Annotated in this window: 29 protein-coding genes and 2 tRNA genes; 4 read left to right on the plus strand and 27 right to left on the minus strand. The window is 72.1% G+C overall.

Annotation, left to right across the window (positions count from 1 at the left end; genetic code table 11):
* Positions 1-19: 19 nt before the first annotated feature.
* Positions 20-1,327, plus strand: a complete 1,308-nt coding sequence (locus GC092_RS13875) for a hypothetical protein (RefSeq protein WP_324012671.1) — start codon at positions 20-22, stop codon at positions 1,325-1,327.
* Positions 1,328-1,859: 532 nt separating this feature from the next.
* Here the strand turns inward: GC092_RS13875 and GC092_RS13880 are convergent.
* The 8 genes from GC092_RS13880 to serS form a co-directional block, all read right to left on the minus strand.
* A complete protein-coding gene (locus GC092_RS13880) occupies positions 1,860-2,129 on the minus strand; it encodes a hypothetical protein (protein WP_324012674.1) in 270 nt (89 codons plus the stop codon).
* Complete coding sequence (locus tag GC092_RS13885; protein ID WP_324012676.1) at positions 2,126-2,257, minus strand: hypothetical protein; 132 nt, start codon at positions 2,255-2,257, stop codon at positions 2,126-2,128. Before GC092_RS13885 ends, GC092_RS13880 begins: the two co-directional genes overlap by 4 nt.
* A gap of 362 nt (positions 2,258-2,619) precedes the next feature.
* Positions 2,620-2,763, minus strand: a complete 144-nt coding sequence (locus GC092_RS13890) for a hypothetical protein (RefSeq protein ID WP_324012677.1) — start codon at positions 2,761-2,763, stop codon at positions 2,620-2,622.
* Positions 2,764-2,973: 210 nt separating this feature from the next.
* Positions 2,974-3,063, minus strand: a tRNA-Ser gene (locus GC092_RS13895).
* A gap of 104 nt (positions 3,064-3,167) precedes the next feature.
* The gene (locus tag GC092_RS13900) at positions 3,168-4,484 is read right to left on the minus strand and encodes an LCP family protein (protein ID WP_282980447.1); all 1,317 of its coding nucleotides are present in this window, start codon (positions 4,482-4,484) and stop codon (positions 3,168-3,170) included.
* Positions 4,485-4,544: 60 nt separating this feature from the next.
* Positions 4,545-4,629, minus strand: a tRNA-Ser gene (locus GC092_RS13905).
* Positions 4,630-4,722: 93 nt separating this feature from the next.
* A complete protein-coding gene (locus GC092_RS13910; RefSeq protein WP_271174672.1) occupies positions 4,723-5,571 on the minus strand; it encodes an HAD family hydrolase in 849 nt (282 codons plus the stop codon).
* Positions 5,568-6,833: a serine--tRNA ligase gene (gene serS / locus GC092_RS13915; RefSeq protein ID WP_324012681.1), complete on the minus strand. Its 1,266-nt coding sequence runs from the start codon at positions 6,831-6,833 to the stop codon at positions 5,568-5,570. Before serS ends, GC092_RS13910 begins: the two co-directional genes overlap by 4 nt.
* 58 nt (positions 6,834-6,891) lie before the next feature.
* Between serS and GC092_RS13920 the strand changes: the two genes are divergently transcribed.
* Positions 6,892-7,890, plus strand: coding sequence for a diacylglycerol/lipid kinase family protein (locus tag GC092_RS13920; RefSeq protein WP_282980443.1), 999 nt, complete (start codon positions 6,892-6,894; stop codon positions 7,888-7,890).
* Between the two features lie 4 nt (positions 7,891-7,894).
* Here GC092_RS13920 and cls read toward each other — a convergent pair whose 3' ends face one another.
* The 7 genes from cls to GC092_RS13955 form a co-directional block, all read right to left on the minus strand.
* Positions 7,895-9,355 carry a cardiolipin synthase gene (gene cls / locus GC092_RS13925; RefSeq protein ID WP_271174669.1) on the minus strand — a complete coding sequence of 487 codons (1,461 nt, stop codon included), beginning with the start codon at positions 9,353-9,355 and terminating at the stop codon, positions 7,895-7,897.
* Positions 9,356-9,418: 63 nt separating this feature from the next.
* Complete coding sequence (locus GC092_RS13930; protein ID WP_324012684.1) at positions 9,419-10,399, minus strand: cation efflux transmembrane domain-containing protein; 981 nt, start codon at positions 10,397-10,399, stop codon at positions 9,419-9,421.
* Positions 10,396-10,911 carry a transglycosylase SLT domain-containing protein gene (locus GC092_RS13935; protein ID WP_324012686.1) on the minus strand — a complete coding sequence of 172 codons (516 nt, stop codon included), beginning with the start codon at positions 10,909-10,911 and terminating at the stop codon, positions 10,396-10,398. The genes GC092_RS13930 and GC092_RS13935 overlap by 4 nt, the downstream gene beginning before the upstream one ends.
* Positions 10,911-11,363, minus strand: a complete 453-nt coding sequence (locus GC092_RS13940; protein ID WP_282980438.1) for a DUF4383 domain-containing protein — start codon at positions 11,361-11,363, stop codon at positions 10,911-10,913. The genes GC092_RS13935 and GC092_RS13940 overlap by 1 nt, the downstream gene beginning before the upstream one ends.
* Before the next feature lie 91 nt (positions 11,364-11,454).
* Positions 11,455-12,567 (minus strand): FAD-dependent oxidoreductase, encoded by a 1,113-nt coding sequence (locus GC092_RS13945; protein WP_324012690.1) that lies wholly within the window; start codon positions 12,565-12,567, stop codon positions 11,455-11,457.
* Positions 12,564-13,271 (minus strand): methyltransferase domain-containing protein, encoded by a 708-nt coding sequence (locus tag GC092_RS13950; RefSeq protein ID WP_324014918.1) that lies wholly within the window; start codon positions 13,269-13,271, stop codon positions 12,564-12,566. The genes GC092_RS13945 and GC092_RS13950 overlap by 4 nt, the downstream gene beginning before the upstream one ends.
* Positions 13,271-14,422, minus strand: coding sequence for a type III polyketide synthase (locus tag GC092_RS13955; protein WP_324012691.1), 1,152 nt, complete (start codon positions 14,420-14,422; stop codon positions 13,271-13,273). Before GC092_RS13955 ends, GC092_RS13950 begins: the two co-directional genes overlap by 1 nt.
* 169 nt (positions 14,423-14,591) lie before the next feature.
* Here GC092_RS13955 and GC092_RS13960 point away from each other — a divergent pair, with 169 nt between their 5' ends.
* Entirely contained in the window at positions 14,592-15,005 is a 414-nt protein-coding gene (locus GC092_RS13960) for a CBS domain-containing protein (RefSeq protein ID WP_282980434.1), read from the plus strand.
* Positions 15,006-15,057: 52 nt separating this feature from the next.
* Here the strand turns inward: GC092_RS13960 and GC092_RS13965 are convergent, their stop codons facing one another.
* The 3 genes from GC092_RS13965 to GC092_RS13975 are packed head-to-tail and all read right to left on the minus strand — an operon-like array spanning position 15,058 to position 17,940.
* A complete protein-coding gene (locus GC092_RS13965; protein WP_324012695.1) occupies positions 15,058-16,734 on the minus strand; it encodes an alpha-amylase family protein in 1,677 nt (558 codons plus the stop codon).
* Positions 16,731-17,708: a TIGR03557 family F420-dependent LLM class oxidoreductase gene (locus tag GC092_RS13970; protein ID WP_324012697.1), complete on the minus strand. Its 978-nt coding sequence runs from the start codon at positions 17,706-17,708 to the stop codon at positions 16,731-16,733. The genes GC092_RS13965 and GC092_RS13970 overlap by 4 nt, the downstream gene beginning before the upstream one ends.
* Positions 17,709-17,751: 43 nt before the next feature.
* Positions 17,752-17,940: a hypothetical protein gene (locus tag GC092_RS13975; RefSeq protein WP_271174660.1), complete on the minus strand. Its 189-nt coding sequence runs from the start codon at positions 17,938-17,940 to the stop codon at positions 17,752-17,754.
* 145 nt (positions 17,941-18,085) lie between these two features.
* Between GC092_RS13975 and GC092_RS13980 the strand changes: the two genes are divergently transcribed.
* Positions 18,086-19,213, plus strand: a complete 1,128-nt coding sequence (locus GC092_RS13980) for a DUF4192 family protein (protein WP_324012700.1) — start codon at positions 18,086-18,088, stop codon at positions 19,211-19,213.
* A 2-nt stretch (positions 19,214-19,215) separates the two neighbouring features.
* Here GC092_RS13980 and lysS read toward each other — a convergent pair whose 3' ends face one another.
* From lysS to folE, 9 genes are all read right to left on the minus strand, one after another.
* A complete protein-coding gene (gene lysS, locus GC092_RS13985; protein WP_324012702.1) occupies positions 19,216-20,733 on the minus strand; it encodes a lysine--tRNA ligase in 1,518 nt (505 codons plus the stop codon).
* 69 nt (positions 20,734-20,802) lie between these two features.
* Positions 20,803-21,507 (minus strand): DUF2520 domain-containing protein, encoded by a 705-nt coding sequence (locus GC092_RS13990; protein ID WP_324012704.1) that lies wholly within the window; start codon positions 21,505-21,507, stop codon positions 20,803-20,805.
* A 5-nt stretch (positions 21,508-21,512) separates the two neighbouring features.
* Positions 21,513-22,904: a PH domain-containing protein gene (locus GC092_RS13995; protein ID WP_324012706.1), complete on the minus strand. Its 1,392-nt coding sequence runs from the start codon at positions 22,902-22,904 to the stop codon at positions 21,513-21,515.
* A gap of 256 nt (positions 22,905-23,160) precedes the next feature.
* Positions 23,161-23,838 carry a PH domain-containing protein gene (locus GC092_RS14000; protein WP_324012707.1) on the minus strand — a complete coding sequence of 226 codons (678 nt, stop codon included), beginning with the start codon at positions 23,836-23,838 and terminating at the stop codon, positions 23,161-23,163.
* Positions 23,792-24,277, minus strand: a complete 486-nt coding sequence (locus tag GC092_RS14005) for a DUF3180 domain-containing protein (protein WP_271174655.1) — start codon at positions 24,275-24,277, stop codon at positions 23,792-23,794. Before GC092_RS14005 ends, GC092_RS14000 begins: the two co-directional genes overlap by 47 nt.
* The gene (gene folK, locus GC092_RS14010) at positions 24,274-24,825 is read right to left on the minus strand and encodes a 2-amino-4-hydroxy-6-hydroxymethyldihydropteridine diphosphokinase (RefSeq protein ID WP_282980427.1); all 552 of its coding nucleotides are present in this window, start codon (positions 24,823-24,825) and stop codon (positions 24,274-24,276) included. The genes GC092_RS14005 and folK overlap by 4 nt, the downstream gene beginning before the upstream one ends.
* Positions 24,822-25,199: a dihydroneopterin aldolase gene (folB, locus tag GC092_RS14015; protein ID WP_271174653.1), complete on the minus strand. Its 378-nt coding sequence runs from the start codon at positions 25,197-25,199 to the stop codon at positions 24,822-24,824. Before folB ends, folK begins: the two co-directional genes overlap by 4 nt.
* Before the next feature lie 4 nt (positions 25,200-25,203).
* Positions 25,204-25,995 (minus strand): dihydropteroate synthase, encoded by a 792-nt coding sequence (gene folP / locus GC092_RS14020; protein WP_324012712.1) that lies wholly within the window; start codon positions 25,993-25,995, stop codon positions 25,204-25,206.
* On the minus strand, positions 25,992-26,603 hold the full coding sequence (gene folE / locus GC092_RS14025; protein WP_271174651.1) for a GTP cyclohydrolase I: 612 nt from the start codon (positions 26,601-26,603) through the stop codon (positions 25,992-25,994). The genes folP and folE overlap by 4 nt, the downstream gene beginning before the upstream one ends.
* Between the last annotated feature and the right edge of the window lie 6 nt (positions 26,604-26,609).

Genomic DNA, 26,609 nt, shown 5'->3' on the forward strand with positions numbered 1-26,609 from the left:
CCTGGGGAAGGACAACGTCATGGCTGCTGAGACTGACACGCTCGTGCCGGTTTGGGCTCTCACAACCGAGCCTGTGAGCGTTCCGAGCGTGCTCGATGAGACTGGAATGACTCCGGCCCGGCTCACAGAGCTGCGGACGGTGCTCGCGGCGCTTGCCGATGCACCGGTCGCGACGCTCGAGGCGCATCCGGTGCCCGCCGCCCGCGAACGCACAGGTGGGATCGCCCTGCACGCGGCAAGCCCGCTCGCACAGCAGCTTTCGCAACTCGTTGCGCAGACCGCGAAGGCGGCTCCCGCCAAGATCAACGTCGCGGAGACTGGTGAGGTTCTCTACCGGATGGTCGTGCCCGCCAAGGTCGCGGCGCAGGTAGGCAAGGGCCTGGTGACGCCAATGACTTCCAAGGCCGTTGCGGGCGGCGTATACAGCGCACTGCGCGACTCGACCGGGATCGTCGCCAAGGCCACGTTCGTTCCGGTCGCGGGAAAGGCCGCCGTCGCCGGGGCGGCGACGGGCTCGGCTGCCACGGCCGGAGCGGCGGTGGCGAGCGCTGGGGCTTTGACTGTGGCTGCTCCGCTTGTGCTCATGGCCGTCGCGGTCGCTGTTGCCGCGCATGCCGACCATGAGCGCCAGAAGGCGATCGAGCGGATCACTGATCTGCTTGAGCAGCTACATGAGGACAGCCTCGACGCTGAGCGCAACAATCTCGACGGCTGTCGAGACGCGATCGACAAAGCGACCGCGATACTCCTCGACCAGGGCCGGATCGGGCTTTCGCTTGGGCTCGACTCCTCGACGTTCGAGATCAACAAGGCCATCGAAGCGACCCGTCGACGGCTCACGAAGTGGCAGGCTGCGATCGACGGGCTCCCTGAAGGTCCGGTCGAAGTCGGCACGCTCACCAAGTCGTTCCCCGGCATCGACGAGGACGGCGGCACGTTCCGCGCGCATCTCGAACTCGCGCGACTCGCGATCGCTCTCAAGCGGCGAGTGTTAGTGCTGCAGGCTGTCGAGCACGCGCAACTAGACGACAATCCCTTTAAGCGCTTCCTCGGCGAACTGCATGACGACGAGCGCCGCGTCAACGAACTCGAGGCCGGAATCAGTTCCGTACTACTCAAGCTGTCGACGCTGGAGCTAAAGCGTCATGGCGGCTTCCGGATCCCGGCATTCACCCCGGGCGAAGTCGACGACCTCCTCGCGGCTGCATATCGCCTCCGCGCATTCGGTCAAGAACTCAACCTGGCGGCGCAGCCGGCCGATGTCGCAATCGAGATCGAGCGTCGCAAAGACGGGTCGCTGCTGGTGTTCCCCGCTATCGCCGCCTGACACGCCGAGAGTCTGGTCGAGCACCTCGACCGGCAGGATTCATCTGAGTACTTCTCGCGGCAGGACAGCGCAACCGGGGCACTCAGGCGCTCCAGAAGCAGCCAGCACGGGTGCAACGACGAAGGCGACGAACGCGAGCGTGACGACGAGGGCTCCGAGGCGCAGCATCTGCCTGCCGTTTCCTTCGCACACCGCTCCCATGGACCCTGCGGCGGCTACGGCCCCGAAGGCGCCGCCCATGACAACGGCGACGATCGCAGCCGTCGCTACGGCCTCCACACTCACGATCTGAACCTCGCGCCGACGCAGCTCACGCTCCTGCGTGGAACTCGCACCTGACCTGTCTGCGGCGTCTTCCCGGTAAGCGGCACGAGAAGCGACCGGAGGGGTGCGCAGTGCCGGATCGTGGAATACCGGAGGCCCGGAGCGCCAGCGGAGGGGTGAGGATATGCCGCGAAAGCCCGGAACGGAGCACCCTGGCGGGAGCTACGATCAGCCACCGGGAAGTCGCTCGCGACCGTGTGCCCGGCGGTCATCCATCGCGGAGCGCGACGAGCGCCTGGACGAGCTCGGCGCAGTTGCGCGACGGGTCGAGGATCGTTTCAACGACGAGCACTCGGAGAGGCAGCCCTGGATCGACGCCCCTTAGCGGGGCCAGGCACCAGCGCTGTTCGTCCTCGATGCTGTAGCCCGGTTCGGCATCTGCCCGCCACGTCAGTGCGCTGACTGCGGCGCGGTACAGCACCGTCTCGGTCTGTGATCGATCGATGAAGCTCGGAAGGGTGTCGCGGATGGTTTTCATCGGCTCATTCCCATCTGGTCGTTGCTGAGTGCCTGCGGGCGCGGCGCGGCGGGGTCGAGGTCGTGACGGCGTCGTGGCGGCTCACGGTGGCGCAGACGGTTGTTGACCTGCCGCGCGATCGCATCCATCCGCGCGTCCTCGATCTGCTCGGGCGTCAGGAGCGAATTCGGTTCCGGGCCGGGGCGTCCACGAGCGAGTGCCGTGCGGAGGCGCTCAAGCTCCTCCTTTTGAACGACGAGGTGGTGGGCCGCGCGAACTCGAAGGGATTCTCGCTTCCACGCGGCGAAGATTTCGGGCGGTGGGCAATCTCCCGCAGCGCGACGGCAAGCTCAGCGTTCGTCCGCACTCGGTCGAAGAACTCATCCGCTGCGGCGCGGTTCGAGAAACGCTCCTCGGGGGATACCCGATGCAGTCGCCGGACGGGGAGCCCTGCCTCTACGCGACGCTTCTCGCGATCGCGCCAGCGCTGCTGCGTGGCGAGCGACTTCTCCTAGTTCGCGGCATAGTAGGTGCGCTGCGCGTCGGGGTTGCGGGCGTAGGCCTCGCGGCGGCGCTGGCGCCGCCTCTCAGGATCGGCGTGGTACTTCTCACGCTGGTGGGCGTTCGCCTGCTCGCGGTGCCAAAGGCTGGACAAGGGTGCCCGGAAGGTCGGGATCGACGAACTGCCCTGAGTCGGCCTCGCAGCCGCCGATGTCCTGGCGCACTCGTCCGTCACCGATGTCCTGAGACATCACAAGGCCATTCCGCAAACGTTTGTTCGCAGATTCTTCGCAAGCGGCATTCCCTGAGAAACCGATGGCCCGCGATCCCAGTGTTTCAAGGGATCGCGGACCACGGATCGGAGCGGAGACGGAGGGATTTGAACCCTCGGTCCCCTTAAAGGGGACTCCACCTTAGCAGGGTGGTGCACTAGGCCTGACTATGCGACGTCTCCAGGTGCCTGCACGCAGACACGTAGACCATCCTAACGGGTCCGACGGGGTGCTGCGAACCGCGACTCAGAGCACGCCCCACCGTTGCGCCATCCGCGGGTCCGGCTCAGCCGACGCCGTTGGAGCAGGTGACCTGGCTCGCGTCGGAGCCGTGCACGTTGGCGCTCAGCTCGCCGCTCGCCGGGGTGTCGGTCGGGGCCGGCGTCTCCGTCATCGAGGGCGTCTCCGGCGTCGTGGTCTCCACGGGCGCCTGCGTGTCCTCGGGAGCGGGGGTCTCCGCTCCCTCCTCGCCCTCCGCGAGGATGGCGCCGCCGCCGGTGTCGCCCGTGATCTGCAGCGGGACGTTCTGCTCGAGGGCGGCCCACAGCGCCTCGGCCGAGGCGTAGTCCGGAGCGACGCGGTTGCTGTCGTACGGGTCGTCGACGACCGGGTACTGCACGAACGTGAAGTCCTGCAGAGGCACGTCCTTCGCGGCCATCGCGATCTGCACGAGCGTGACCGGGTTCGTCAGGCTCGACGACGGGTCGACGTTCTCGAGCGTCGTGCGCGCGAGCGTGAGCAGCGTGCTGGGATTGGACAGCACCTCCTCGCTCGTGAGCTTGCGCGCGAGCGCCGACATGTACACCTGCTGGTTGCTGATGCGGTTGAGGTCGCTGCCGCCCACGCCGTAACGCGTGCGGAGGAACTGCAGGGCCTCGACGCCCGCGAGCGTGTACTTCTCCGACGGCGGGATCGCGAGGCCCGTGTGCTCGTCGTAGATGCCCTCTCCGCCGACGCACACGTCGACGCCGCCGATCGCGTTCGTGATCTCGATCACGCCACCCCACGTCACGGTCGCGCCGTAGTCGATCGTCTGGCCCGACAGCTCCTCGATCGTCTTCACGATGCAGCCGAGGTCGCCGCGGTAGTACGCCTCGTTGAGCTGCGTGCGCGAGAGCGCGGAGGCGACGTCGCCCTGCGGGTCGGTGCACTCCGGCCCCTCGACCATGAGGTCGCGGGGGAAGCTCACGACCGTCACGCGACGCGGCTCGGGCGAGATGTGCACGAGCATGTTGACGTCGTTCAGAACCGCCTCGCGCGACTCGGGGTCGTAGGCCGCGTCGTCGGGGCAGCGCCCGCCGAAGTACTGCTTGTACTCCTCCTCGCACGCGTCGAGGCCCGCGAAGAGGATGTTCACGCCCTTGTTGTCGAGCTCGCCGATGTCCGGCGGGGCGGCCTCCTGCCCCTCGAGCACGACCGCGTCCGCGCTGAAGGTCGCGCCGAAGTCGTACGCGGCGTAGCCGACAACGCCGAACGCGCTCACGATCACGACGGCGAGGGCGACGCCGAGCACGCGCAGCAGCTGCTGCACCGGTCCGGGCGAGGAGAGCTGCCCGTGGCGGGCGATCGTGCGCCGCACGGCGTGCTTCGGGGTCTCGCTCACTCGAGTCCTCTCGGGCTGGGACGAACGGTGCTCCGACCTCGGGGCGCGCGCCCCGCTCTGCGGAGGGTGTGGGATTCGAACCCACGGGACATTGCTGCCCACCGGTTTTCAAGACCGGATCCTTCGGCCGCTCGGACAACCCTCCGTGCCCCCGCTCGCGCGCGGACTGGCGTCGAGTCTAGTCGACCGGCCTTCCCGCTATTGTCGACGCGGTCCCTGGGCGAGCCCTGTCAGCGCCTCACGCGATCGTGGACGTCGCGGCGCCCAGCTCCGAGAGCGCGGCGGCCACTCCCCCGCCCTCGACGGGCAGGGTCAGCTGCGTCGCACACTCCTGCACCTCGTCCGGCGCCTGGCCCATCGCGATGCCGCGACCGCCGCCCTCGTGCGCCCAGGTGAGCATCTCGATGTCGTTGCGGCCGTCGCCCATCGCGACGACGCGCGAGGGGTCGACCTCGAGCCACTCGCGCACCTTCTCGAGCGCTGTCGCCTTGTTGACGCCCTGCGGGGCGATGTCGAGCCACGCGGACCAGCCGACCGAGTAGGTCACCTGCTGCAGCCCCATCCGCTCGACGAACGCGTTGAACTCGTCGCCGTCGTGCTCGGGAGAGACGACGACCACGCGGGTCACCTGCAGGCCGAGCATCTCGTCGAACGCGACGTGGCGCGCGCCGGGACGGTTGAGATCCCAGTCGTCCATGTACTCCGTGAAGAGGCGCGTGCCGTCGGCGAGCTCGACCATGTAGTTCGCGCCGGGGAGGTGCTCGCGGATGAACCGCAGCGCCTCGGTCGCATCGAAGGTCTCGATCGTGTGGCGGATGTACCCGGTCGGGTCATCGGGGTCGCGCGACATGATCGTCGCCCCGTTCGCGCACACGACGTACGGCGGCAGGATGCCGAGATGCGTCATCACGGGATGGGTCGACTCCCAGCTGCGCCCGGTCGCGAGCGTCACGAGGTGCCCGCGCTCGGCGGCCTCGGCGACCGCCTCCTCGACGCCGGGGCTGTACGAGCCGTCCTCGAGCAGCACCGTTCCGTCGATGTCGAGCGCGATGAAGAGGCGCTCCTCCTCGGGCGCGGGGATCGTCACGCGATCGGCTCCATGACCTCGAGGCCGCCGAGGTAGGGGCGCAGCGGCTCGGGCACGACGACCGAGCCGTCGGCGCGCTGGTGCGTCTCGAGCAGCGCGACGATCCAGCGGGTCGTCGCGAGCGTGCCGTTCAGCGTCGCGACGTGCTGCGTGCGGCCGCCCTCGGGGCGGTGGCGGATGTCGAGACGTCGCGCCTGATAGGTCGTGCAGTTCGACGTCGACGTCAGCTCGCGGTACGCGCCCTGCGTCGGCACCCAGGCCTCGGTGTCGAACTTGCGCGCGGCGCTCGAGCCGAGGTCGCCCGCCGCCACGTCGATGACGCGATACGCGAGGCCGAGCGAGGTGAGCATCTGCTCCTCGAGCGCGAGCAGGCGCTCGTGCTCGGCCTCCGCGTCCTCGGGCGCCGTGTAGACGAACATCTCGAGCTTGTTGAACTGGTGGACGCGGATGATCCCCCGGGTGTCCTTGCCGTGCGAGCCCGCCTCGCGGCGGTAGCACGTGGACCATCCGGCGTAGCGGATCGGACCGCCCTGCAGGTCGAGGATCTCGTCCTTGTGGTACCCGGCGAGCGCGACCTCGCTCGTGCCCACGAGGTAAAGGTCGTCCTCCTCGAGCCGGTAGATCTCGTCGGCGTGGGCGCCGAGGAAGCCCGTGCCCGCCATGATGTCGGGCCGCACGAGGGTCGGCGTGATCATCGGCGTGAACCCGTGCTCGAGGGCGGTGTTCAGCGCGTAGTTCATGAGCGCGAGCTCGAGGCGCGCGCCGATGCCCGTGAGGAAGTAGAAGCGCGCACCCGAGACCTTCGCGCCGCGCTCCATGTCGATCGCGCCGAGCTTCTCGCCGAGCGCCAGGTGATCGAGCGGCTCGAAGTCGAACGCGGGGATCTCGCCCACACGGCGCAGCTCGACGAAGTCGTCCTCGCCGCCTTCCGGCACGCCCTCGATGACGACGTTCTGGATCGCGTCCATCGCCGCGCGGAACGCGGCCTCGGCATCGTTCGCGGCGGCCTGGGCGGCCTTCACGCGGTCCGCGAGCTCCTTGGCCTGCGCCACGAGCGCGGCCTTCTCGTCCTTGGGGGCCTTCGCGACGGTCTTGCCGAACGCGTTCTGCTCGGCGCGCAGCTCCTCGAACGCGGTGATCGCCGCACGGCGCGCCGCGTCGGCGGCGAGGGCCGCGTCGACCGTGTCGGGCGAGCTGCCGCGCGCGACCTGAGAACGCTTGATGAGCTCGGGGTCTTCGCGGAGGAGTACGGGGTCGATCACCCTACGAGTCTAGGCGCGGGGCGCGCCCGGGCTCGCCGCCCCCACTTAGAGTGTGACCATGACCGCCCCCGCCGCCTCCGCGCAGCGGGCCGCGCTGGTCTACAACCCGGTCAAGGTCGCCTCGTCCGACGCCCTCCGGTCGGCGGTCGCGCTCGTCTCCCACGAGGCGGGATGGCTGCCGCCGCTCATCTTCGAGACGACGATCGAGGATCCGGGGCAGGAGGCGACGCGACGGGCGCTCAGGGAGGGCGTCTCGGCCGTGCTCGTCGCGGGCGGCGACGGCACGGTGCGCGCGGTCGCCGAGGCGATGAACGGGACGGGCGTGCGGCTCGCGATCGTCCCGAGCGGCACGGGCAACCTCCTCGCGCGCAACCTCCGTCTCCCCCTCACCGACCCGGCGGAGATGGTGCGGGCCGCGATCGACGGCGACACGGTCGCGATCGACCTGGGCATCGCGCGGCTGCGCCGCCCCGACGGCGCCGTCGAGGACCACGCCTTCGTCGTGATGGCGGGCATCGGCCTCGATGCGGCGATGATCGCCAACACGAACGCGAAGCTGAAGAAGCAGGTCGGCTGGGTCGCCTACGTCGATGGCGCCGCGCGGTCCCTCCCGGGCGCCGAGCCGTTCCGCGTCGTGTACCAGCTCGACGGCGGCCGCCTCCACGCGGCCAAGGTGCAGAGCGTCCTCTTCGCGAACTGCGGCGCGCTCCCGGCCGGCATCGAGCTCATCCCCGGCGCCTCGGTCGCCGACGGCCAGCTCGACATCGCGATCATCCAGCCATCCGGCCCCTTCGGATGGCTCGGGGTCTTCCGCAAGGTGTGGTGGGACAACTCCGTCCTGCGGCGCTCTCGGCTCGGCCGCCGCGTCGTCGAGCGGCGCAGGGACACGTCGGTGCGGTTCCTGCGCGGGGAGGGGATCGAGACCGCGTCGGTCGACGTGCAGCCGGTCGAGCTCGACGGCGACGAGTTCGGCGAGGCGACGCGCGTCTACTGCCGCATCGAGAAGGGCGCCCTGCTCATGGCCGTGCCGAAGGGGCACCCGACCGACCGGCTCTGACCGGTCACTGCAGCGCCGACGTGAGCCGCGCGAGGTTGTCGAGCACCCGGCTCCCGAACGGCCGGCGCACCCAGTCCACGAGCGAGAGCCGCGTGCTGCGGTCGCGGTAGTCGTCCTCCACGCGGCGCAGCTGCTGCACGAACTCCTCGCCGCGCACGAGCAGCGAGACCTCGAAGTTGAGGCCGAACGAGCGCATGTCCATGTTGCTCGATCCGATGACGGCGACCTCGTCGTCGATCGAGAGCGTCTTCGTGTGCAGGATGTACGGCGGTGGGAAGAGGTAGATCCGCACGCCGGCCCGCAGGAGCGCCTCGTAGTAGCTCCGCTGCGCGTGGAACACCATCGCCTGGTCGCTGATCTCCGACACGAAGAGCTCGACCCGCACGCCCCGCGAGACCGCCGCGCTGACGGCGAGCATGAGCGCCTCGTCGGGGACGAAGTACGGGCTGATCATGATGATCTTCTCCTGCGCCGCGTACATGAGCCCAAGGAACAGGCGCAGGTTGTTCTCGACCTCGAACCCGGGTCCCGACGGCACCACCTGGCAGTCGAGGTCGCCCGACCCGGCGTCCATCTCGCGCAGGTCGACGCCCGCCGGCGTCTCGCCGGTCTCGCTGTAGTAGTCGCTCAGGAAGACCGCGTCGACGCTCGAGACGACGGGCCCGTCGAGCCGCACCATGAGGTCGACCCACTGCAGGCCACGCTTGATGTTCGCGCGCACGTTGTAGCTCGCGTCCGTGACGTTCTGGGAGCCGAGGTACGCGACCTCGCCGTCGACGATGAGCAGCTTGCGGTGGTTGCGCAGATCGGGGCGCTGCCAGCGGCCGTGAAGCGGCCGCAGCGGAAGGAGGTAGTGCCAGTCCGCGCCCATCCGCTCGAGGCGGTCGCGCGTCCGGCGATGCAGCGGCTTGGAGAGGTTCGCCCAGTGGTCCATGAGCACGCGCACGGGGATGCCGCGCGCGCACGCCTCCTCGAGCGCGCGGAAGAAGTTCTCCGTCGACCGGTCGGACTTGAGGATGTAGAACTCGACGTGCACGTAGCGCCGGGCGGAGCGGATGGCCTCGGCCATCTCGTCGAGGCTCTCCTGGTATCCCGTGACGAGGCGCACGCCGTTGTCGCCCGAGAGCGGAAGGGCGCCGAGCTCGCGGTTCATGCGGACGAGGGAGGTGAACCACTCCGGCTCGTGCGGCCGCAGCGTCCCGCGCTCGAGGTGCTCGTTCGCCTCGCGCAGCACGGCGTTGATCTCGGTCTGCATCCTGCGGCGCTTGCGCGGCAGACGCGGGTTGCCGATGAGGAGGAAGAGCAGCATGCCCGGGATCGGCAGGAGGAAGATCGCGAGCAGCCACGCCATCGCCGAGGTCGGCTTGCGATTGCCGGGCACGACGACGAGCGCGAGGATGCGGACGATGATGTCGACGACCGTGTAGACACCGAACCAGAACGCGGAATTCGCCCACCAGTCCATCGGCATCCTCCTCGTCCCCGCCAGCCTAGCGAAGCGGGGACCGAGGCCCCGCGCCGCGCCGACTCAGCGCGCCGGGTCGGCTTCCTCGGGGAGCACGTCGACGGGGATGACCTGCACGTCGCGGATCTTCCAGTCGAGCGCCGCCACGGCCTGCGACGCGCGCACGAGCCGGTCGACGGCGACCCGACCGCGACGCGGGATGACGAAGGCCTCGATGTGGAGGACCTGCCCCTGGTCGCGCACGCGCACGGCGGCGTCCTCGATCCAGCGCAGGGAGCGCAGCCGCGTCACGGCCGCGGCCGCGAGCGGATGCGGGGCCGCGTCGTCGTAGGTGAGCGCGCGGCGGTCCATGAGGTCGACGACCGCGGAGCGGGTGTTGCGCACGCCGTCCCACACGATGCCGACGGAGATGAAGAGGGCCGCGGCGCCGTCCAGCCACCAGATGCCGATGCCGACGCCGAGCACGCCGACGATCGACGCCGCGTTCGTGTGCCAGTCGGCCTTCGCCATGTCGGCGTCGGCGTACAGCAGCTTGTTGTGGAGCACGGGTGCGAGGCGCGCCTTGGCCGGGCCGTAGAGGAAGACCGGGCCGACGACGATGACGACCATCACGGCCACCATGAGCCAGCCGAGCCAGACGGTGTGGCCGAAGAGCCGCACCGTGCCGATGGTCGGATGCTCCTGAGAGGCGAGCCCGACGACGGCCTCGACCGCGAGGTTCAGGCCGACCGTGAGCAGGGCGACGCCCGCCACGAGGTGGCCCACGCCCATCGCCCGGTGCTTGCCGAAGGGGTACCGGCGCGAGGGCGCGCTGCGCACGAACGGCAGGGCGACGAGGAAGGCGAGCTGCGGGATGAGGGAGAGCATGTCCTCGATCCACGCGGTCCGCATGGCCTGCGAGTTGCCGACCACGAGGGCGACGAGGGCGATCGTGACCGTCGTGTAGCAGATCGTGAAGATCTCCCAGCGGACGGCGCTGCGCAGCGCGCCGCGCTGCTCATCCGGCAGGTCGGCGCGGCCGAAGCGCCGCCAGGTCTCGCTCATCCGCCGACCTCCTCGTCGAGGTGGCTCTCGAGCGCCGACAGGAGCCGGTTCTCGCCGAGCGGGACGAGCATGACGATCGACCGCCGCTCGGCGCCCGGCACGCCGGGGTAGCCGCGCGTGACGCCGACGCGGTCGACCCACGGCGTCTGATCGGTGAAGCCGCCGACCGCGAGGTCGATGCTCCCGCGCTCGAGCAGGCCCACGAGGGACTCCTCGCTCGCCCATGTCCACTCCACGCGCGCCCCGACCGTGTCGGCGAACCCCTCCGCGAGGTCGGCGAGGGGCCCTTCCGCCGCGCCGCCCGGCCCCTCCTCGACGAGGCCCTCCTCGACCGTCGCCCCGACCTCGAGCACGCCGTCCGCGATCACGCGGTCGAGCGTGCCGTCGGGGTCCTCCGGAACGCGCAGGCCGCATCCGGGCGCCGCGAGGAGCGCGCCGATGGCGAGCCCCGCGCACAGCGCGCGAGCCGCCGCCCGCGTGCGGCGGACGGCGGCTCGCGCGTGCCTGGACATCAGACCCGGTTGCGCGCGTCCCGCCCGAGGAAGACGCCGAGCGCGATCATCGCCACCGCGAGGACGAGGTGGAGCCAGTTGTCCGCTGCGTTGAGGGGGACGAAGTTCGCCGCGTGGTCGTGCGGCACGACGAGGCCGTACACCCAGAGCACCGCGTACAGCGCGCCGCCCACGATGAGGTACCCCTTCGACCCCGGCGCCGACCCGGCGAGCGCGAGCCCCGCGACGCCGAACATGACGTGGACGAGGTTGTGCAGGACCGACACCTGGAAGATCCCCAGCAGCATCGCGCCGGACGTGTGCGTGGCGAACTCGAGCTGGTCGGTCCCCGTCGTGATCCCGGGGATGAACCCGGCGATGCCGACGAGCAGGAACACGATGCCGAACACGAGCGCGGCCTTCTGGATGGCCGTGCCGGCGTATCGGACCCTGTTCACGGTTCTGTCGCTCATTCTTGTGTCTCCTCTGCTGCTGTGATTGCCGTTCCCCCAGGCAACCGCGCGCGGCGCACCCGCGGCAGGGGGTTGACACCGCGCCGCCGCATCAGAGTCCGCGCATCGTGAAGGCCGCGCTGAGCGCTCCGCGGAAGGGCGCGGATGAGAGCGCGCGCACAGCGACGTCGCGCACCGCGAGCGCCGCGCCGGCGCGGGGCGCGCCCATCGCCATGTTGAAGCGGGCTCGGCGCATCGCGCGGCGCGCGGCGGCCCTGCGCTCCTCCGCCCAGCCGGCCCAGGGCTCCTCCCCCTCGGCTCCCCGCGCGCGGGCCGCGGCGAACGCCTCGGCGAGCGCGAGCGCGTCGAGCCATCCGAGATTCATCCCCTGCCCGCCGATCGGGCTGATCTCGTGCGCCGCATCGCCCACGAGCGCGATCCGTCCCCGCGCGAACGCGCGCGCCATCCGCTGCCGCGCGGCGAATCGGCTCGGCTCCTCCAGCCCCTCGAGGTCGACGCCCACGCGCTCGCGCACGAGAGCCGCGAAGCCCGCCGCCGTCTCCGGTCCCGCGCTGTCGTCGACGCGCACGACCCATCGGCGTCGGCCGCCCGGGAGCGGGAACGACTCCACGACGCCGTCGCGCTTGAGGTGGAGGAGCGCCGTCTCGGGCCGCCCCGTCGTGTCGTCGGCATCGGCCATGACCCACCGCGTGTCGGGATCGCGGCGCTCCCACCCGATCCCCGCGGCCGCGCGGACCGCGCTGCGGGTGCCGTCGGCGCCGACGACGGCGCGGGCGCGCACGATGCCGTCATCCGTCCGCAGCTCGACGCCGCCCGCGACGGAGCGCAGGCCCCGCACGCTCTCGCCGCGACGGAGCGCGCCGGGGCCGAGCGCGCGCAGGCGCTGGACGAGGAGGGCCTCCGTGCGGTGCTGAGGGAGGGTGCGGACGGGCTCGTCGAACGCGAGCGCGCCGAGCATCCGGCCGTCGCGGAGCGCCTCGCCGCCGCGCACGAGCGCCGCCTCGCCGCGGACGCGGTCGCCGACGCCCGCCGCGTCGAGCGCCGCGAGCCCGGGCGGATGGATGCCGATCGCGCGCGTGCTGGCGGATGGCGCCTGCGCCCGCTCGAGGACGACGACGTCGGCGCCGCCCTGCGCGAGCAGCGCGGCGACGAGCAGGCCCACCGGCCCCGCGCCGACGATCGCGGCGTCGTGCACGCGCGTCATGCCTCGCGCACCGCCTCGACGCGCGCGGGCCATCCCCTCTCCACGCGCCAGCCCGTCGGGACGAGCTGCGCGAGCTCGCGCGCCGTGCGGCTGCGGCGGATCGACGTGAGACCGTCCTCGCGCAGGAACGTGCCCCGCAGGACGAACGGCACGAAGGGCAGCGTCCCGATCCAGAACGCGAGGTACGCGCCCCACGAGCGCTCGATGTCGCGGTGGACGGCGACGCCGCCCGGTCGCAGCAGCTGCGCGGACTCCTCGAGGAGGGCGGTGACCTCCGCGTCGGAGAGGTGGTGGAGCACGTGGTTGGACACGACCACGTCGAAGCGCTCACCGGTCACGATCACGGCCGCCGCATCCATCTGCCGCACTCGCAGCCCGCGCCCCCGAGGACCACGCGCCGCGAACGCGAACGCGCGCGGGTCGGGGTCGATCGCGAGCACGTCGAGCCGGCCGCGCTCGCGGCGCGCCCATCGGCACACCGCGCGGGGGAAGTCGGCCCCGCCCGTGCCGATGTCGAGGAGGCGCACGTCGCCCTGCCTCAGGCGCGGCGCGATCCAGCGGCGGTACGTCGCTCGCGGCGACGCGACGACCGCGTTGACGAGGCCGAAGCGCGCGTAGGTCCGCGCGAGCCGCTCGGGGTCGCAGTGCGGGTCGTCCATCCGCTCGGTCGCGACGGCGTCGCGCACGGCGAGCCGCCCCGGCATCACGAGCCCCGCAGGGTGAGCAGCGCCGACTCGACCGTGAGGCCGGGGCCGAACGCCATCGCGACGACGCGCTCGCCGGCCGATGCGGCGGGCGAGTCGAGGATGTGCCGGAGCACGAAGAGCACGGTGGCGCTCGACATGTTGCCGAAGTCGCGCAGCGTGGCGCGCGCGGGCAGCAGCTGCGCCTCGCTCAGCTCGAGCGCCGACTCCACCTTGTCGAGGATGCTCCGGCCGCCGGGATGGATGGCCCAGTGCGGGATGGCCTCGCCCGCCCGCCGCTCGTCGAGAGCCCGCTCGAGACGGGGCTCGGGCGCGAAGAGCGGACGGACGGCTCCCGTCACGTGCTGTCCGAGGATCGCGGGGACCGCGTTGGAGAGGACCATCTCGAAGCCGTGGTCGCCGATGCGCCACGCCATGTCGCTCTCGCCCTCGGGCGCGACGCGCGACGCGAAGCGCTCGAGCTCGAAGCCGGGCTCGTGGGCAGACACGGGGCGGGAGGTGACGAGCGCCGCCCCGGCTCCGTCGCCGAAGAGCGACGTCGCGACGATCGTGTCGGGGTCGTTCGAGGTCCGCAGGTGCAGCGTGCACAGCTCGACGCTGATCACGAGGACGACGGCGTCGGGGTCGGCCTGCGCGAGCTGGCTCGCGAGCCGCAGCGCGGGGAGGGACGCGTAGCAGCCCATGAAGCCGAGATGGAAGCGCTGGACGTCGGCCGGGAGGCCCAGGTCGCGCGCAACGACGAAGTCGGGCCCGGGCGCGTAGAACCCCGTGCACGACACCGTGATGACGTGGGTGACGTCGTCGGCCGAGAAGTCCTCCTGCTGCGCGAGCGCGGCGCGGCCGGCCTCGACGTAGAGGCGGCTCGCCTCGACCGCGTAGATGTCGTTGCGCAGCTTCGTGCCGGGAGAGGCGAGCTCGTTCGTCGTGGGGTCGTAGAAGCGGCGCTCCGCACCCGGCACGGCCGTGCGGTCGCCGAGCTCGGTGAGCACGGTGTAGCGGCGCTCGATGCCCGAGACGCCGAACGACGTGCTGACGATCCGCTGCGAGAGGCGGGTGAGCCCCGGCTGCGCCGCGAACACCTCCCTCACCTCGTCCTGGTGGAGCACGGTCGGCGGCACGACGGTCGCGAGGCCGGTCAGTGTGACGGTCATGGCGCGACAGTATCCGCGGCCGCGGGCCCGCGACAGGGGGTTGCGCGCGGGCGGCGCGGGATGCTCGTCGCGAGATCACCCGATCCGGATCTGTCAACCGCCCTGCCCGACGCCCTCGCGCCTCGTATCGTCGCCCGCGAACACGGAAAGAGGAGAGAGAGGAGACATCATGACCACGGCACGCGACATCATGACCCCGTCGCCGCGCTGCGTCGGCGAGCACGAGTCCCTCACCGAGGCGGCGAGACTGCTGGCCGACCTCGACGTCGGCTCGCTGCCGATCTGCGGCGACGACGGCAAGCTCAAGGGCATGCTGACCGACCGGGACATCGTCGTGAAGGGGCTCGCGAAGGGAGCGGACCCGGCCACGACGACCGCGGGAGAGCTCGCCGAGGGCAAGCCCGTGACGGTCGACGCGGATCAGGACATCCGCGACGCGCTCACGCTCATGCAGGACCACCAGGTGCGCAGGCTCCCCGTCATCGAGGACCACCTCCTCGTCGGCATCGTCAGCCAGGCCGACGTCGCGCTCGCGCTGGCCCCCGTCGAGACCGGGGAGACGGTCGAGCAGATCTCGCTCTGACGCCATCCGCCCCGTGCCCGCTCCTCCCCGCGGGTACGGGGCGCCCCTGCGCTCAGGGAGTGTGCCCGCGCACGGTCGGCCCCGCCTCGTCGGGGCCGATGTCCGACTCCCTGCGCAGCCGGAACCACCGGTACCCGTAGCCGTCGAGCGCGAGCTCGAGGGGGTCGCTCACTTCGAGCGGCGCGCTCTCGCCGTGCAGGTCGATGAGCACCGCGTCGTCGGCCTCGTCGAGGCGGATCCGCACGGTCGCCGGGCTTCCGCCGAGATTGTGCGCGAAGAGCGCGTCGCCCACGTCGGAGCGCATCCGGTGGACGAGGACGGACGGCGCGTCGTGCTCGAGCACCTCGAACGCGCCCCACGAGATCGCGGGCGTCGCCCGGTACGCCGCGATGATCGCCCGCATGAAGCGATGGAGCGAGGTGGGGTCGCGCCGCTGGTCGGCGACGTTCACGTGCTCGGGCGCGTAGCCGCCCTCGGGGAACGGCGCGACGAGCTCGGCCGCCTCCGCCGTTGAGAAGCCGCCCTGCGCGGTCCACTGCATGGGCGTGCGCACGGCCCGGCGCTTCTCGAGCGCAGGGTTCTCGCCCATCCCGATCTCCTCGCCGTAGAGCAGCGCGGTCGCGCCGGGCAGCGAGAACACCAGGCTGTACACGAGTCGCACGCGCCGCGGATCGCCGCCGAGCATGGGCGGGAGCCGCCGCACGATGCCGCGCCCGTACACCCGCTGATCCTCGTCGGGCGCGAGCGCATCGAACACCTCGGCGCGCTCGTCCTCGGCGAGCATCTCGAGCGAGAGCTCGTCGTGGTTGCGGAGGAAGACCGCCCAGCCGACGTCGGACGAGGGCGCCGTGCGGCTCCGGATGGCGCGGACGATCGGCTCGGGATCCTCGCGGACGAGCGCAAGGTACATCGCGACGTTCGTCTCGAAGTCGAACTGCAGATCGAGCTCGTCGCCTCCGGCCCCGAAGTACGGCTCCTGTCCCGCGTGATCGAGACCGACCTCGCCGAGGAGGACGGCCTGCGGCGAGCGCCGCCGCAGGAAGCGCTTGATGTCGCGCAGGTACTCGTGCGGATCGGCGACGCCCTCGTGCGGCACGTCGATGAGGAACGGGACGGCGTCGACGCGGAAGCCGTCGATCCCGAGGCTCAGCCAGAACGCGATCGCCTTCGCGATCTCGTCGCGCACGCGCGGGTTCCCGAAGTTCAGGTCGGGCTGATGGCGGTAGAAGCTGTGCAGGAAGTACTGCCGCGTGCGCGGCTCCCACTCCCACATGCTCGACTCCTCGCCCGGGAAGACCGTGTTGGCGTCGTTCTCGGGCTTCTCGTCGCGCCACACGTAGAAGTCGCGGTAGGGCGACGTCCGGAAGCTGCGCGCGGACTGGAACCACGGGTGCTCGTCGGAGGTGTGGTTCACGACGAGGTCGACGATCACGCGGATCCCGCGATCGTGCGCGAGCCGGATGACCTCGAGGAGGTCGCCGTGCGTGCCGTAGCGCGCGTCGACCCCGTAGAAGTCGGTGACGTCGTAGCCGTCGTCGCGGTTCGGCGTCGGGTAGAACGGCATGAGCCAGATGACGTCCGCCCCGAGGTCGGCGATGTAGTCGACCGCGCGGGCGAGCCCCTGCAGGTCGCCCGTGCCGTCTCCATCCGCGTCGAGGAACGTCTCGACGTCGAGGCAGTAGATGACCGACGACCGCCACCAGAGGTCCGCGATGTTCTCCCGCCTCATGAGGCCTCCTCCAGCGCGGCGATGAGCGCGGGGGCGTCCTCCTCCACGAACCGCCGCTGATCCTTCCCGATGTGGTGCAGGTAGACACGGTCGACGCCGGCGCACAGCGCGCGCACCCGGTCGGCGATCTCGTGCGGCTCGGCCCCCGCGATGACCGACTCGGCGGGGTCGGCGTCGGACTCCGCCGCGAGCCGGTCGAAGTCCTCGGGCTGCGCGACATCCCAGGGCGAGACGCGCGTCACGGCCCCATGACGCCACTGGTCGCGCGCGAGCGCCGCCGCGTCGTCGGCGGTCCGCGCGATGCTCAGGTGCACCTGGAGGCTCACCTCGCCGCACCCTCCGGCCGCGCGGTAGGCGCCGATCGCGTCCGCGAGCGCCGATGCGTCCGTGCCCGTCGTGATGAGGCCATCCGCCCAGGCGGCGACCCGCTCGGCTGTGCCGGGGGAGATCGCGGCCCCGACGAGCAGGGGCGGCGCGGTGGGCAGGCTCCACACGCGCGCGTCGTGCACGCGGACGGCGCCGTCGTGGTCGACGCGCTCCCCGTGCAGGAGGCGGCGGATGACCGACGCGCTCTCGTCGAGACGCCGATCGCGCTCGCCCTTCTCGGGCCACGGATCGCCCGTGACGTGCTCGTTCACGAGCTCGCCGCTGCCGAGAGCGGCCCAGAACCTCCCGGGGAACATCTCGGCGAGAGTCGCGATCGCCTGCGCGGCGACGGCGGGGTGGTAGCGCTGGCCCGGCGCCGTGACGACGCCGAACCCGAAGCGGGTGAGCGCGAGCGCGGCGCCGAGCCACGACCACGCGTACCCCGAGTGCCCCTGCGCGACGCCCCACGGCGCGAGATGGTCGGAGCACATGGCGCCGTGGAAGCCGACGCGCTCGGCGAGCTGGACGGACGACAGCAGCTCGCTCGGCGCGAGCTGCTCGTGCGACGCGTGGTAGCCGATGAACATGGCCTCCAGGGTCGCGTGCACGCGGCCTGCGCGGGAGTGCCTTGACAGGCCTCGCGGCCGGGCGTTAGCCCGCTTCGCCGTCCGCGCGCGGCGGGAGTCCGCGCTTGGCGCGCTCCTCGGCCTCGATCGCGGCGTACGTGCGGCGCTCGGTGCGGTCGAATCGGAGGATGTTCCGGAGGATGAGCCAGAACACGATCGCGATCGCCACGGTGGGCGCGAGCGACCACAGCGCCGCCACCCAGAAACTGTCCACGGGCCCATCCTACGAGGCGCGGTCGAGAGAAACCCGGGCGTGAGCGGATCGACGCCGCGTGCACAGCGTCGCGGCGCTCCGTCCTGGCCTCCACAGCACCCGGCTGATCGGGGTCCGCGACCACCCGGCGCGCGAGCCTCGGAGCATGACGACGATCATCCCCGCGCGATCCGCGCAGAAGTTCCTCTCGGTCCTCCCCCACGTGTGCGGCTACGTGCCGCGCCTCAGCCTCGTCGTGGTCCCCGTCGTCGACGGGCGCACCGCCGGCGTCGCGCGGCTCGATCTCCCGCAGGACGAGGAGGCGTGGGGAGAGGTCGCCGCGACCGCGCTCGGCATCGTGTGCCGCCTGCCCGACGCCGGGCGCTTCGCTGCGGTCGTGTACACCGACGACCCGTTCGTCGACCGAGACGGTGCGATCGCGTTCGAGGGGTTCATGGGCTACCTCCGCGAGCGCGCCGACCACTGCGGTGTCGAGGTCGTCGACGCGCTGTGCGTCGCGGCCGACGGCTGGGGCTCGTACCTCGACGACCCCTCGCCCGAGCACGGGCGCCCTCTCGACGAGATCGCGTTCGAGGGCGCGCTGCCCGAGGGCGTCGAGCCGACACCCGTGCGGGCCGATCAGGGCGACGGCGCCGAGCTGCCCGCGTGCGACCTCGCCGAGAAGGAGCGCCTGGGCCGCGCGCTCGCCGAGATCGACCGCGCGTGCGCGGCTCTCGGCAGCGACGGCGACGAGAGCGGCATCGCCGGCATCCATCCGCGCGCGCTCGCGACGGCATGCCTCCTCGGGCAGATCCCCGAGGTGTTCGAGGAGAGCCTGGCATGGGACGTCGAGGCCCTCGAGCCGTACCTCGCCGGCGCGGTCGCGTGGGCGCTCAACCGTCCGTTCTTCCGCGACGTCGCGCTCTCGCAGTGGAGCGCCGACATCGAGGAGGGGTACGAGACGCTGGCCTTCAACGAGCGCTGGCGGGCGGGGCACCGGGCCGAGCCGACGGGCCCCGTCCGCCTCATGGGCGAGGGCCCGCGACCCGACGCCGACCGGCTCGAGCGCGCGCTCGAACTCGTCCGCAGGCTCGCGGCGGCCGCACCGCGCGAGGCGCGCGTGGGCCCGCTCGTCGCGGCGGCCTGGCTCAGCTGGGCGCTCGGCCGGGCGACGCACGCGGCCCGCTACGTCGCCCTCGTGGCCGAGATCGACCCCGAGCACGGCCTCGCGAGCATCATCGCGTCGATGCTCGAGGCGAGCTACCTGCCGCCGTGGGCGTTCGAGCGCCCGTGACGCTACTTGACGAGCGGGAAGAGGATGGTCTCGCGGATGCCGAGCCCCGTGATCGCCATGAGCAGGCGGTCGATCCCCATGCCCATGCCGCCGGTCGGCGGCATGCCGTGCTCGAGCGCGCGGAGGAACTCCTCGTCGATGCGCATGGCCTCGTCGTCGCCGCGGTCGGCGAGCTTCGCCTGCTCGACGAAGCGCTCTCGCTGGATGACCGGGTCGACGAGCTCGGAGTAGCCGGTCGCGAGCTCGAAGCCGCGCACGTAGAGGTCCCACTTCTCGACCACACCGGGGGTGGTGCGGTGCTCGCGGACGAGGGGGCTCGTGTCGACGGGGAAGTCCATCACGAACGTCGGGCGCGTGAGGTGCTGCTTGACGAAGTGCTCCCAGAGCTCCTCGACGAGCTTGCCGTGGGTCGCGTGCGGGGGCACGTCCACGCCGTTCGCCTCGGCGAGCTTCACGAGCTCGTCGAGCGAGGTCTCGGGCGTGATCTCCACGCCCGCGGCCTCCGAGAGCGAGGGGTACATGGACACGCGGTCCCACTGCCCGCCGAGGTCGTACTCGGTGCCGTCGGCCCACGTCACCTTCGTGTCGCCGGCGACCGCGATCGCGGCGTTCTGGATGAGCTCCTGCGTGAGGTCGGCGATGCCGTTGTAGTCGGTGTACGCCTGGTACGCCTCGAGCATCGCGAACTCGGGGCTGTGGGTGGAGTCGGCGCCCTCATTCCGGAAGTTGCGGTTGATCTCGAACACCCGGTCGATGCCGCCGACGACCGCGCGCTTGAGGTAGAGCTCGGGCGCGATGCGCATGTACAGCTCGGTGTCGAACGCGTTCGAGTGCGTGATGAACGGGCGCGCGGTCGCGCCGCCCGGCTGCACCTGCAGCATGGGCGTCTCGACCTCGACGAAGTCGTGCTGCTCGAAGGTGGCGCGCAGGCTCGCGTTCACCTTGGCGCGTGCCCGCACGGTCGTGCGCGCCTGATCCCGCACGATGAGGTCGAGGAACCGGCTGCGGACGCGGCTCTCCTCGCTGAGCTCCGTGTACATGTTCGGCAGCGGCAGCACGGCCTTGGCGGCGATCTGCCAGTCCGTCACCATGATCGAGAGCTCTCCGCGGCGACTCGAGATGACCTCGCCCGTCACGAACACGTGGTCGCCGAGGTCGACGAGCTCCTTCCAGCGCGCGAGCGACTCGTCCCCGACGTTCGCGAGGGAGACCATCGCCTGGATCCGCGATCCATCGCCCGACTGCAGGCTCGCGAAGCAGAGCTTGCCCGTGTTGCGGCTGAACACGACGCGGCCGGCCACGCCCGCGGTCACGCCCGTCTCGGCGCCCGGCTCGAGGTCGCCGTACTCCGCGCGCAGCGCCGGGATCGTCGTCGTGACGGGCACGGTGACCGGGTAGGCGCCGCCCGCGGCGGAGGCGCGCTCGGCGATCAGGCGCTCGCGCTTGGCGAGGCGCACCGCCTTCTGCTCGAACACGTCCTCCTCGGTCTCGGGGGCGTTCTCGGCGGGCGTCTCAGACATGCAAAAGCTCCTCAGGAAAGTCTGCCGTCAAGTCTAGTCAGCAGGCCTCGGCGCTCCCTGCGGGCGGGCTCAGTCCTCGGGCGGCAGATCGGGGATGGCCGGTGTCGCCTCGTTGAGCGCCTGGTCGACCGTCGAGCGCACGAGCGCGGAGAGGTAGCCGCCCGGGTTCTCGACGCCGATCCCCCGGAGCAGGCCCGTGGCCTGGTGCACGATCTGACGCGAGAACGCCGACGCCGTCTCGATCGCCTCGGCGTAGGCGGGCCGGTCGTCCTCCGCGACGACGACGGGCTCGCAGCCGAGCTCGACCGCGAGCGCCTGCGCGATCGGCAGCACGGCGGGCGGCGCCGTGACGGCGGCGTACGAGGCGGCGAGCTGACGGAGGTCGATCGTCGTCCCGGTGAACGCCATCGCGGGATGCACGGCGAGCGGGATGGCGCCCTTCTCGGCCGCGGGGCGGAGCACCTCGATGCCGAACGACGCGTCCGTGTGCAGCACGAGCTGCCCCATCTGCCACGCGCCGATGTCGGCGAGCCCCTGCACGAGGCCGGGCAGCTCAGCGCGCGGAACGGCCAGGACCACGAGCTCCGACCGGCGCACCACCTCGAGCGGGTCGAGCACCGGCACGTCGGGCAGCACGGCCGACGCGCGATCGTCGTCGGATCCGCCGGTGATGCCGGTGATGGCGTGCCCCGCGCCCGCGAGCGCGGCGCCGATCACGGGGCCCACCCGACCGGCCCCGATGATCCCGACCCCCAGGCGTCCGTCGCGTCGCACGCGCCCTACCTCTCGCCCCAGCGATGCGTGTGATCGCGCGACGCCGCCTCGACCGCCCCGCGGCTTGCGCGCTGCAGGAGCGCGATGGCGTCGTCGCGCTCGAGGCCGACGACCTGGCCGGAGATGGGCCCGGCGACCGTGTGCGCCTGCCCCCACGCGACGCGCTGCAGGCGGTCGACGGGGCCCTGCGCGATCGAGACGCCCTGGAGCCGCGCGAGGGGGAAGATCGCGAGCTTGCGCCAGACGCGCCCGCGCCGCAGCAGGAGCCCGAAGTCGGTGATCGCGTATCCGTGGCGTCGCCACGAGACCGGGCGGCGCCACCAGGCGCGCGCGGGCATCGTGCGGTACGGGTCGCCCTCGACGGGGCCGAGGATGCCGTGCTCCCAGACGAGCGGGAGATCCTCGACCGGGGCGTCGGGGAGGATGAGCGCGAGCACGCGCTCGACGTCGGCGCGCTTGCCGACCGGCAGGACGACGTTGAACTGCTGCGCGCTGCCGGACTGCTGCTGCGCGGCGCTCTTGCCGGACATCCGGTTGATCTTGATGGTCCACCATCCGAACGGCCGCCACAGGAGCGACTGCGAGACCTCGACCGCGAAGATGCGGCCCGGCGGGAGCGTCTCGGTGACCGTGGTGAGCAGGCCGTAGGTGATGCGGACGCCGTCGGGCGTCGGGGCGATCGCGTAGCGCAGCGACTTCGAGATCTGCGCCCACGTGATCGCGACCGCCGTGAGGACGAGCGGGATGCCGGTGCCGAGGCCCGCGCCGAGGAGCACGATGAGCCCCTCGCCGTCGGCCAGGGCGATCGGGAGCAGGAAGGCCATGACGACGGCGAACAGGAGACCGAAGAACACCAGCCACAGCACGCCGCTGATCACCTGCGAGCCGATGAGGCGGCCCGTAGGGATCTTGACGACGCTCTCGGGCGCGACGTCGGAGAGGTCGACCCCCTCGATGAGGCCGCTCACGCCGTCGTTGAGGTGCCCGACGAGCTGTCCGCGCGCACTGGTGCGCGGCGCCGGCTGCCCGGTGCGCGCAGCCTCCCGCGCGGCCCGCGCTCCCGAGGCGAGGCGGAGGATGTCGGCGCGCACGGCCTCCGCGCGCGCGGTGGCGAGGTACTCGAGGGCGACGTTCGCGTCGGTGCCCGCGCCGACGACCTCGAGCTTGGCCATCCCGATGAGGCGCGCGGGGAAGGGGCGCGTGAGGTTCACGCCCTGCACGCGGTCGAGCGGGGCCCGCCGGTGCGAGCGGAAGACGATGCCCTTGCGCACCTCGACGTGCTCGTCGGTGATCCGGAACTGCTGGAACCGCCAGACGAGCCAGAACGCGAGGACGAGCACCGCGAGCACGCCCACGAGGGCGAGGAGCGCCACGAGGATGAGGTTGTTCGCGAGCACCCAGTCGAAGGGGTCCCCTCCCGCGTAGTCCTCGACGTGCGCCTCCTCGGGGTGAAGAGGGAGACGACCCAGAAGATGATCCGGTCGCGCGCATTCCCGATCGCGATGCCCGCGACGATGAGCAGCACGAGCCCGCCCTTGAACAGGGGCGTGAGCGGGTGGAGCCGGTGCCAGGCGCCGTCGGCGAGCGACGACGAACCGCCGCCGGGCAGGACGGGCGCCTCGGCCGTCTCCGCCGCGCTGGGAGGCTGACCGGTCACAGCCCGGTCCTGCGGGTCTCGGCGACCTCGATGAGCGTGTCGCGCAGCGCCTCGGCCGCCGCCTGGCTGATCCCGGGGATCTCCACGCCCGTGGTCGCGGCGGCGGTCACCATCTTGAGCTTGGCGATGCCGAACGCGCGGTCCATGGGCCCGTGCGTGATGTCGACGAGCTGCATGCGGCCGTAGGGCACCGCGACCATCCGCTGCCACAGGATGCCCTTGCGGAACACGATGTCGTCGTCGCGCAGCATGTACCCGAGCGCGCGCGCCTGCCGCGGCAGCACGATCAGGGTCAGGAGCGTGACGACCGTGATCGCACCCGCGACGATCCACGCCCACATGCCCAGGCGCGCCACCTCGGCCACGACGAAGGCCGCGGCCCACACGATCGCGAGGAAGATCGCGTTCTGCACGAGCTGAGACACGACGTACTTGGGCGAGATCTGATGCCACGCCCCGTCGAGAGCGAGTCGGCCGGCGCCGCGGGGCTCGCGGATCGCGGTGAAGGTGCCGGCGTCGAGCACCTCGGGCTGTGCGGGTCCGGCGGGTGCCTCCGGTGCGGGTGCGGATGGCGCGGCTGCGGCCGCGCGCGCCTCGGCGCGCGTGAGCGGGGCCGGGGTCTGGGGGTCAGTCTGGTTCGAGTCCGGCTGGGGTGTCGTCGGGCTGTCGCTCATCTGGATCCTTCGGCAGCGTGCAGAAATGCTCTGCGAGCAGCGCCGCGCCCACGAGCAGTGCGCCCGCGATCGCGCTCGCGATGGTCGTCCCCAACGACCCTAGCGCGGGGGCCACAGGGCGCGTCGCGCCGTACAGGAGGAGGCCGAGCGCCGCGCCCGTGACGGCGGCCCCCACGATGCTCGCCGACTTCGAAAGCATCGCGATCCGCAGTGCGCGGAACGGGTCGATGCGCGGCGCGTCGGGGTCGCGCACCGAGCGGCGCACGGGCCACGCGAGCGCGAGGCACAGGGCGCCCAGGAGCACGAGGAGCACGGGCAGCATGAGCGAGGGCGCGAAGGTCGAGCGCCCCGACGAGGTGAGGAGGTGGTCGAGCAGGAAGCCGCCGCCTCCGCCCAGCAGGGCGGCGACGAGGAGCGCGAGGAGGCTCGTCCGCCTCACGGCGCGGCTCCGCGGAGTCGCGCGAGGAGAGCGTCGACGCGTCCGGCGCGCGGGAGCTCGGCGTCGGGGTCGACCTCGAGCCACGGGCCGAGCACGAAGTCGCGCTCGGCTGCGCGCGGGTGCGGGATGGTGAGCCGCGGGTCGTCGGAGACGACGTCGCCGTAGGCCACGAGGTCGAGGTCGAGTGTCCGGTCGCCCCAGCGCTCGCGGCGCACACGCCCGTGCCGCTCCTCGATCGCGTGCAGGAAGCCGAGGAGCACGCTCGGCGCGAGGCGCGTCGTCACGAGGGCCACCGCGTTGAGGTACGCCGGCGCCTCGGCGTCGGGGCCGTCCAGCGTGACCGCGACGGACTCGTGGGCGGAGGAGCAGACCACCCGATCCGTGAGCGGCAGCCGCTCGAGCTCGCGCACGGCCGCGTCGAGGGTGGCCGCGCGGTCGCCGAGGTTCGCGCCGAGCGCGACGACGGCGGTCACGGGCTCTCGGCGTCGGGGCGCGGGCGGCGCCGCGAGGGGACGCAGCGGCGGGTCAGGGCGGCGGCCGGCGGTCATGCGCGCTCCTGACGCAGGCGGTGCACCGTGACCGAGACATCCGAGAAGCGCGCGCGGATGGGCGCGTGCGGCTTGTGCACGGTGACGAGGACGCCGTGCACGCGCTCGTCCTCGAGCACCGCGTCGGCGATGCGGTGCGCGAGCGTCTCGATGAGATCGACGGGCTCGCCCTCGACGATCGCGACGACCTTCTCGGCGAGCTCGCCGTAGTGCACGGTGTCGGCGATGTCGTCGGTCTCGGCGGCACGCGCGGTGTCGACGTGCAGCCGCAGGTCGACGGTGAAGTCCTGCCCCTCCGCGCGCTCGGCCTCGTACACGCCGTGGCGCCCGAATGCGGTGAGCCCGCGGAGCTCGATCATGTCGAACGGGTTCATGCCCTCAGCCCTTCCATTCCCGCGCGACCGCGAGCGCGTCGCGGGTCGCCGCTGCGTCGTGCACGCGCACGCCCCACGCACCGGCCTGCACGGCGAGCACGCTCGTGAGCGCTGTCGCGAGATCCCGCCGCTCGATGGTCGCCTCCTCGCCGAGCGCCGAGGCAAGGAACCGCTTGCGCGATGTCCCGACGAGCACCCGGTACCCGAGGCCGACGATCGCGTCGAGCTCGCGCAGGAGCGCCCAGTTCTGCTCGCCGCGCTTCGCGAACCCGATGCCCGGGTCGAGGATGACCCGCTCGCGCGCGACGCCCGCGGCGATCGCGGCCTCCGCGCGCGCCGAGAGCTCGTCGGCGACCTCGCGGCCGATGTGCGTGTAGGTCGCCTGCGCGTACATGTCGGATGACGGGCCGCGCCAGTGGCCGAGGGCGATGTCGACGCCCCGCTCGGCGACGACATCGAGGATCTCCGGATCGGCCAGGCCGCCCGAGACGTCGTTGACGATCGCGGCCCCCTCGGCGATCGCGGCCTCGGCGGTCGCGGCGCGGTAGGTGTCGACGCTCACGGTGGCGCCGTCGGCCGCGAGGGTGCGGATGACGGGCAGGATGCGTGCGATCTCGACCTCCGCGCCCACCGGCTCCGCGCCGGGACGGGTCGACTCGCCGCCGACGTCGAGCACGGTCGCGCCGCCCTCGCGCAGAAGCCGCCCGTGCGCGATCGCGTCGTCGGCCGCGTAGTGGGCGCCGCCATCCGAGAACGAGTCCGGCGTGACGTTGACGATGCCCCAGATGGAGGTCATGCGAGGTCCTCGTGGGCGATGCCGCCCCCGAGCGCGATGAGCGACACGATCTCGCCCCGCGCCGCGGGCTCGGCGAGCTCTCCGCGGGCCGCGACCGTCACCGTCGAGCTGTCGCTCTGACGGCCGCCGCGCATCGTCACGCACTGGTGGACGGCGTCGAGCACGACGACGACGCCGCGGGTGTCGAGCGAGCCCGCGATCGTGTCGGCGATCTGCTCGCCGAGCCGCTCCTGCACCTGCGGGCGCGCGGCGAGCACGTCGACGACCTTCGGGAGCGCGCCGAGGCCGACCACCTGCTCACCGGGGAGGTAGGCGATGTGGGCGTGCCCGATGAACGGCAGCAGATGGTGCTCGCAGACCGAGCGGAAGCGCACGCCACGGAGCAGGACCGCGCCCGACGGGAGCGTGTCCGGCGCGGGGCCGCGGCTGACGCTGATGGTGTGCGCGAGGGGCTCGGCAGCGTCCTGGCCCACGCCCGCGAAGAACTCGGCGTACGCGTCGGCGACGCGCTGCGGCGTCTGCCGCAGACCCGCGCGATCGGGGTCCTCCCCGATCGCGACGAGCAGCTCGCGGGTGAGCGCCGCGACGCGCTCCCGATCGACGGTCACGCGTCG

The sequence above is a fragment of the Microbacterium sp. JZ37 genome (assembly GCF_035188445.1).
GTDB classification, from domain to species: domain Bacteria; phylum Actinomycetota; class Actinomycetes; order Actinomycetales; family Microbacteriaceae; genus Microbacterium; species Microbacterium barkeri.

Bases quoted from the DNA above. Each gene is read 5' to 3' on its own strand.
- GC092_RS13875 (WP_324012671.1), top strand. From the start codon at position 20: ATGGCTGCTGAGACTGACACGCTCGTGCCGGTTTGGGCTCTCACAACC.
- GC092_RS13935 (WP_324012686.1), bottom strand. From the start codon at position 10,911: ATGTCCAGGCACGCGCGAGCCGCCGTCCGCCGCACGCGGGCGGCGGCT.
- GC092_RS13920 (WP_282980443.1), top strand. From the start codon at position 6,892: ATGACCGCCCCCGCCGCCTCCGCGCAGCGGGCCGCGCTGGTCTACAAC.
- GC092_RS13945 (WP_324012690.1), bottom strand. From the start codon at position 12,567: ATGACGCGCGTGCACGACGCCGCGATCGTCGGCGCGGGGCCGGTGGGC.
- folB (WP_271174653.1), bottom strand. From the start codon at position 25,199: ATGAACCCGTTCGACATGATCGAGCTCCGCGGGCTCACCGCATTCGGG.
- GC092_RS13980 (WP_324012700.1), top strand. From the start codon at position 18,086: ATGACGACGATCATCCCCGCGCGATCCGCGCAGAAGTTCCTCTCGGTC.
- GC092_RS13880 (WP_324012674.1), bottom strand. From the start codon at position 2,129: ATGAAAACCATCCGCGACACCCTTCCGAGCTTCATCGATCGATCACAG.
- GC092_RS13950 (WP_324014918.1), bottom strand. From the start codon at position 13,271: ATGCCGGGGCGGCTCGCCGTGCGCGACGCCGTCGCGACCGAGCGGATG.
- GC092_RS13940 (WP_282980438.1), bottom strand. From the start codon at position 11,363: ATGAGCGACAGAACCGTGAACAGGGTCCGATACGCCGGCACGGCCATC.
- GC092_RS13960 (WP_282980434.1), top strand. From the start codon at position 14,592: ATGACCACGGCACGCGACATCATGACCCCGTCGCCGCGCTGCGTCGGC.
- GC092_RS14000 (WP_324012707.1), bottom strand. From the start codon at position 23,838: ATGAGCGACAGCCCGACGACACCCCAGCCGGACTCGAACCAGACTGAC.
- GC092_RS13965 (WP_324012695.1), bottom strand. From the start codon at position 16,734: ATGAGGCGGGAGAACATCGCGGACCTCTGGTGGCGGTCGTCGGTCATC.
- GC092_RS13930 (WP_324012684.1), bottom strand. From the start codon at position 10,399: ATGAGCGAGACCTGGCGGCGCTTCGGCCGCGCCGACCTGCCGGATGAG.
- lysS (WP_324012702.1), bottom strand. From the start codon at position 20,733: ATGTCTGAGACGCCCGCCGAGAACGCCCCCGAGACCGAGGAGGACGTG.
- GC092_RS13885 (WP_324012676.1), bottom strand. From the start codon at position 2,257: ATGGATGCGATCGCGCGGCAGGTCAACAACCGTCTGCGCCACCGTGAG.
- cls (WP_271174669.1), bottom strand. From the start codon at position 9,355: ATGGACTGGTGGGCGAATTCCGCGTTCTGGTTCGGTGTCTACACGGTC.
- GC092_RS13955 (WP_324012691.1), bottom strand. From the start codon at position 14,422: ATGACCGTCACACTGACCGGCCTCGCGACCGTCGTGCCGCCGACCGTG.
- folP (WP_324012712.1), bottom strand. From the start codon at position 25,995: ATGACCTCCATCTGGGGCATCGTCAACGTCACGCCGGACTCGTTCTCG.
- folK (WP_282980427.1), bottom strand. From the start codon at position 24,825: ATGACCGCCGGCCGCCGCCCTGACCCGCCGCTGCGTCCCCTCGCGGCG.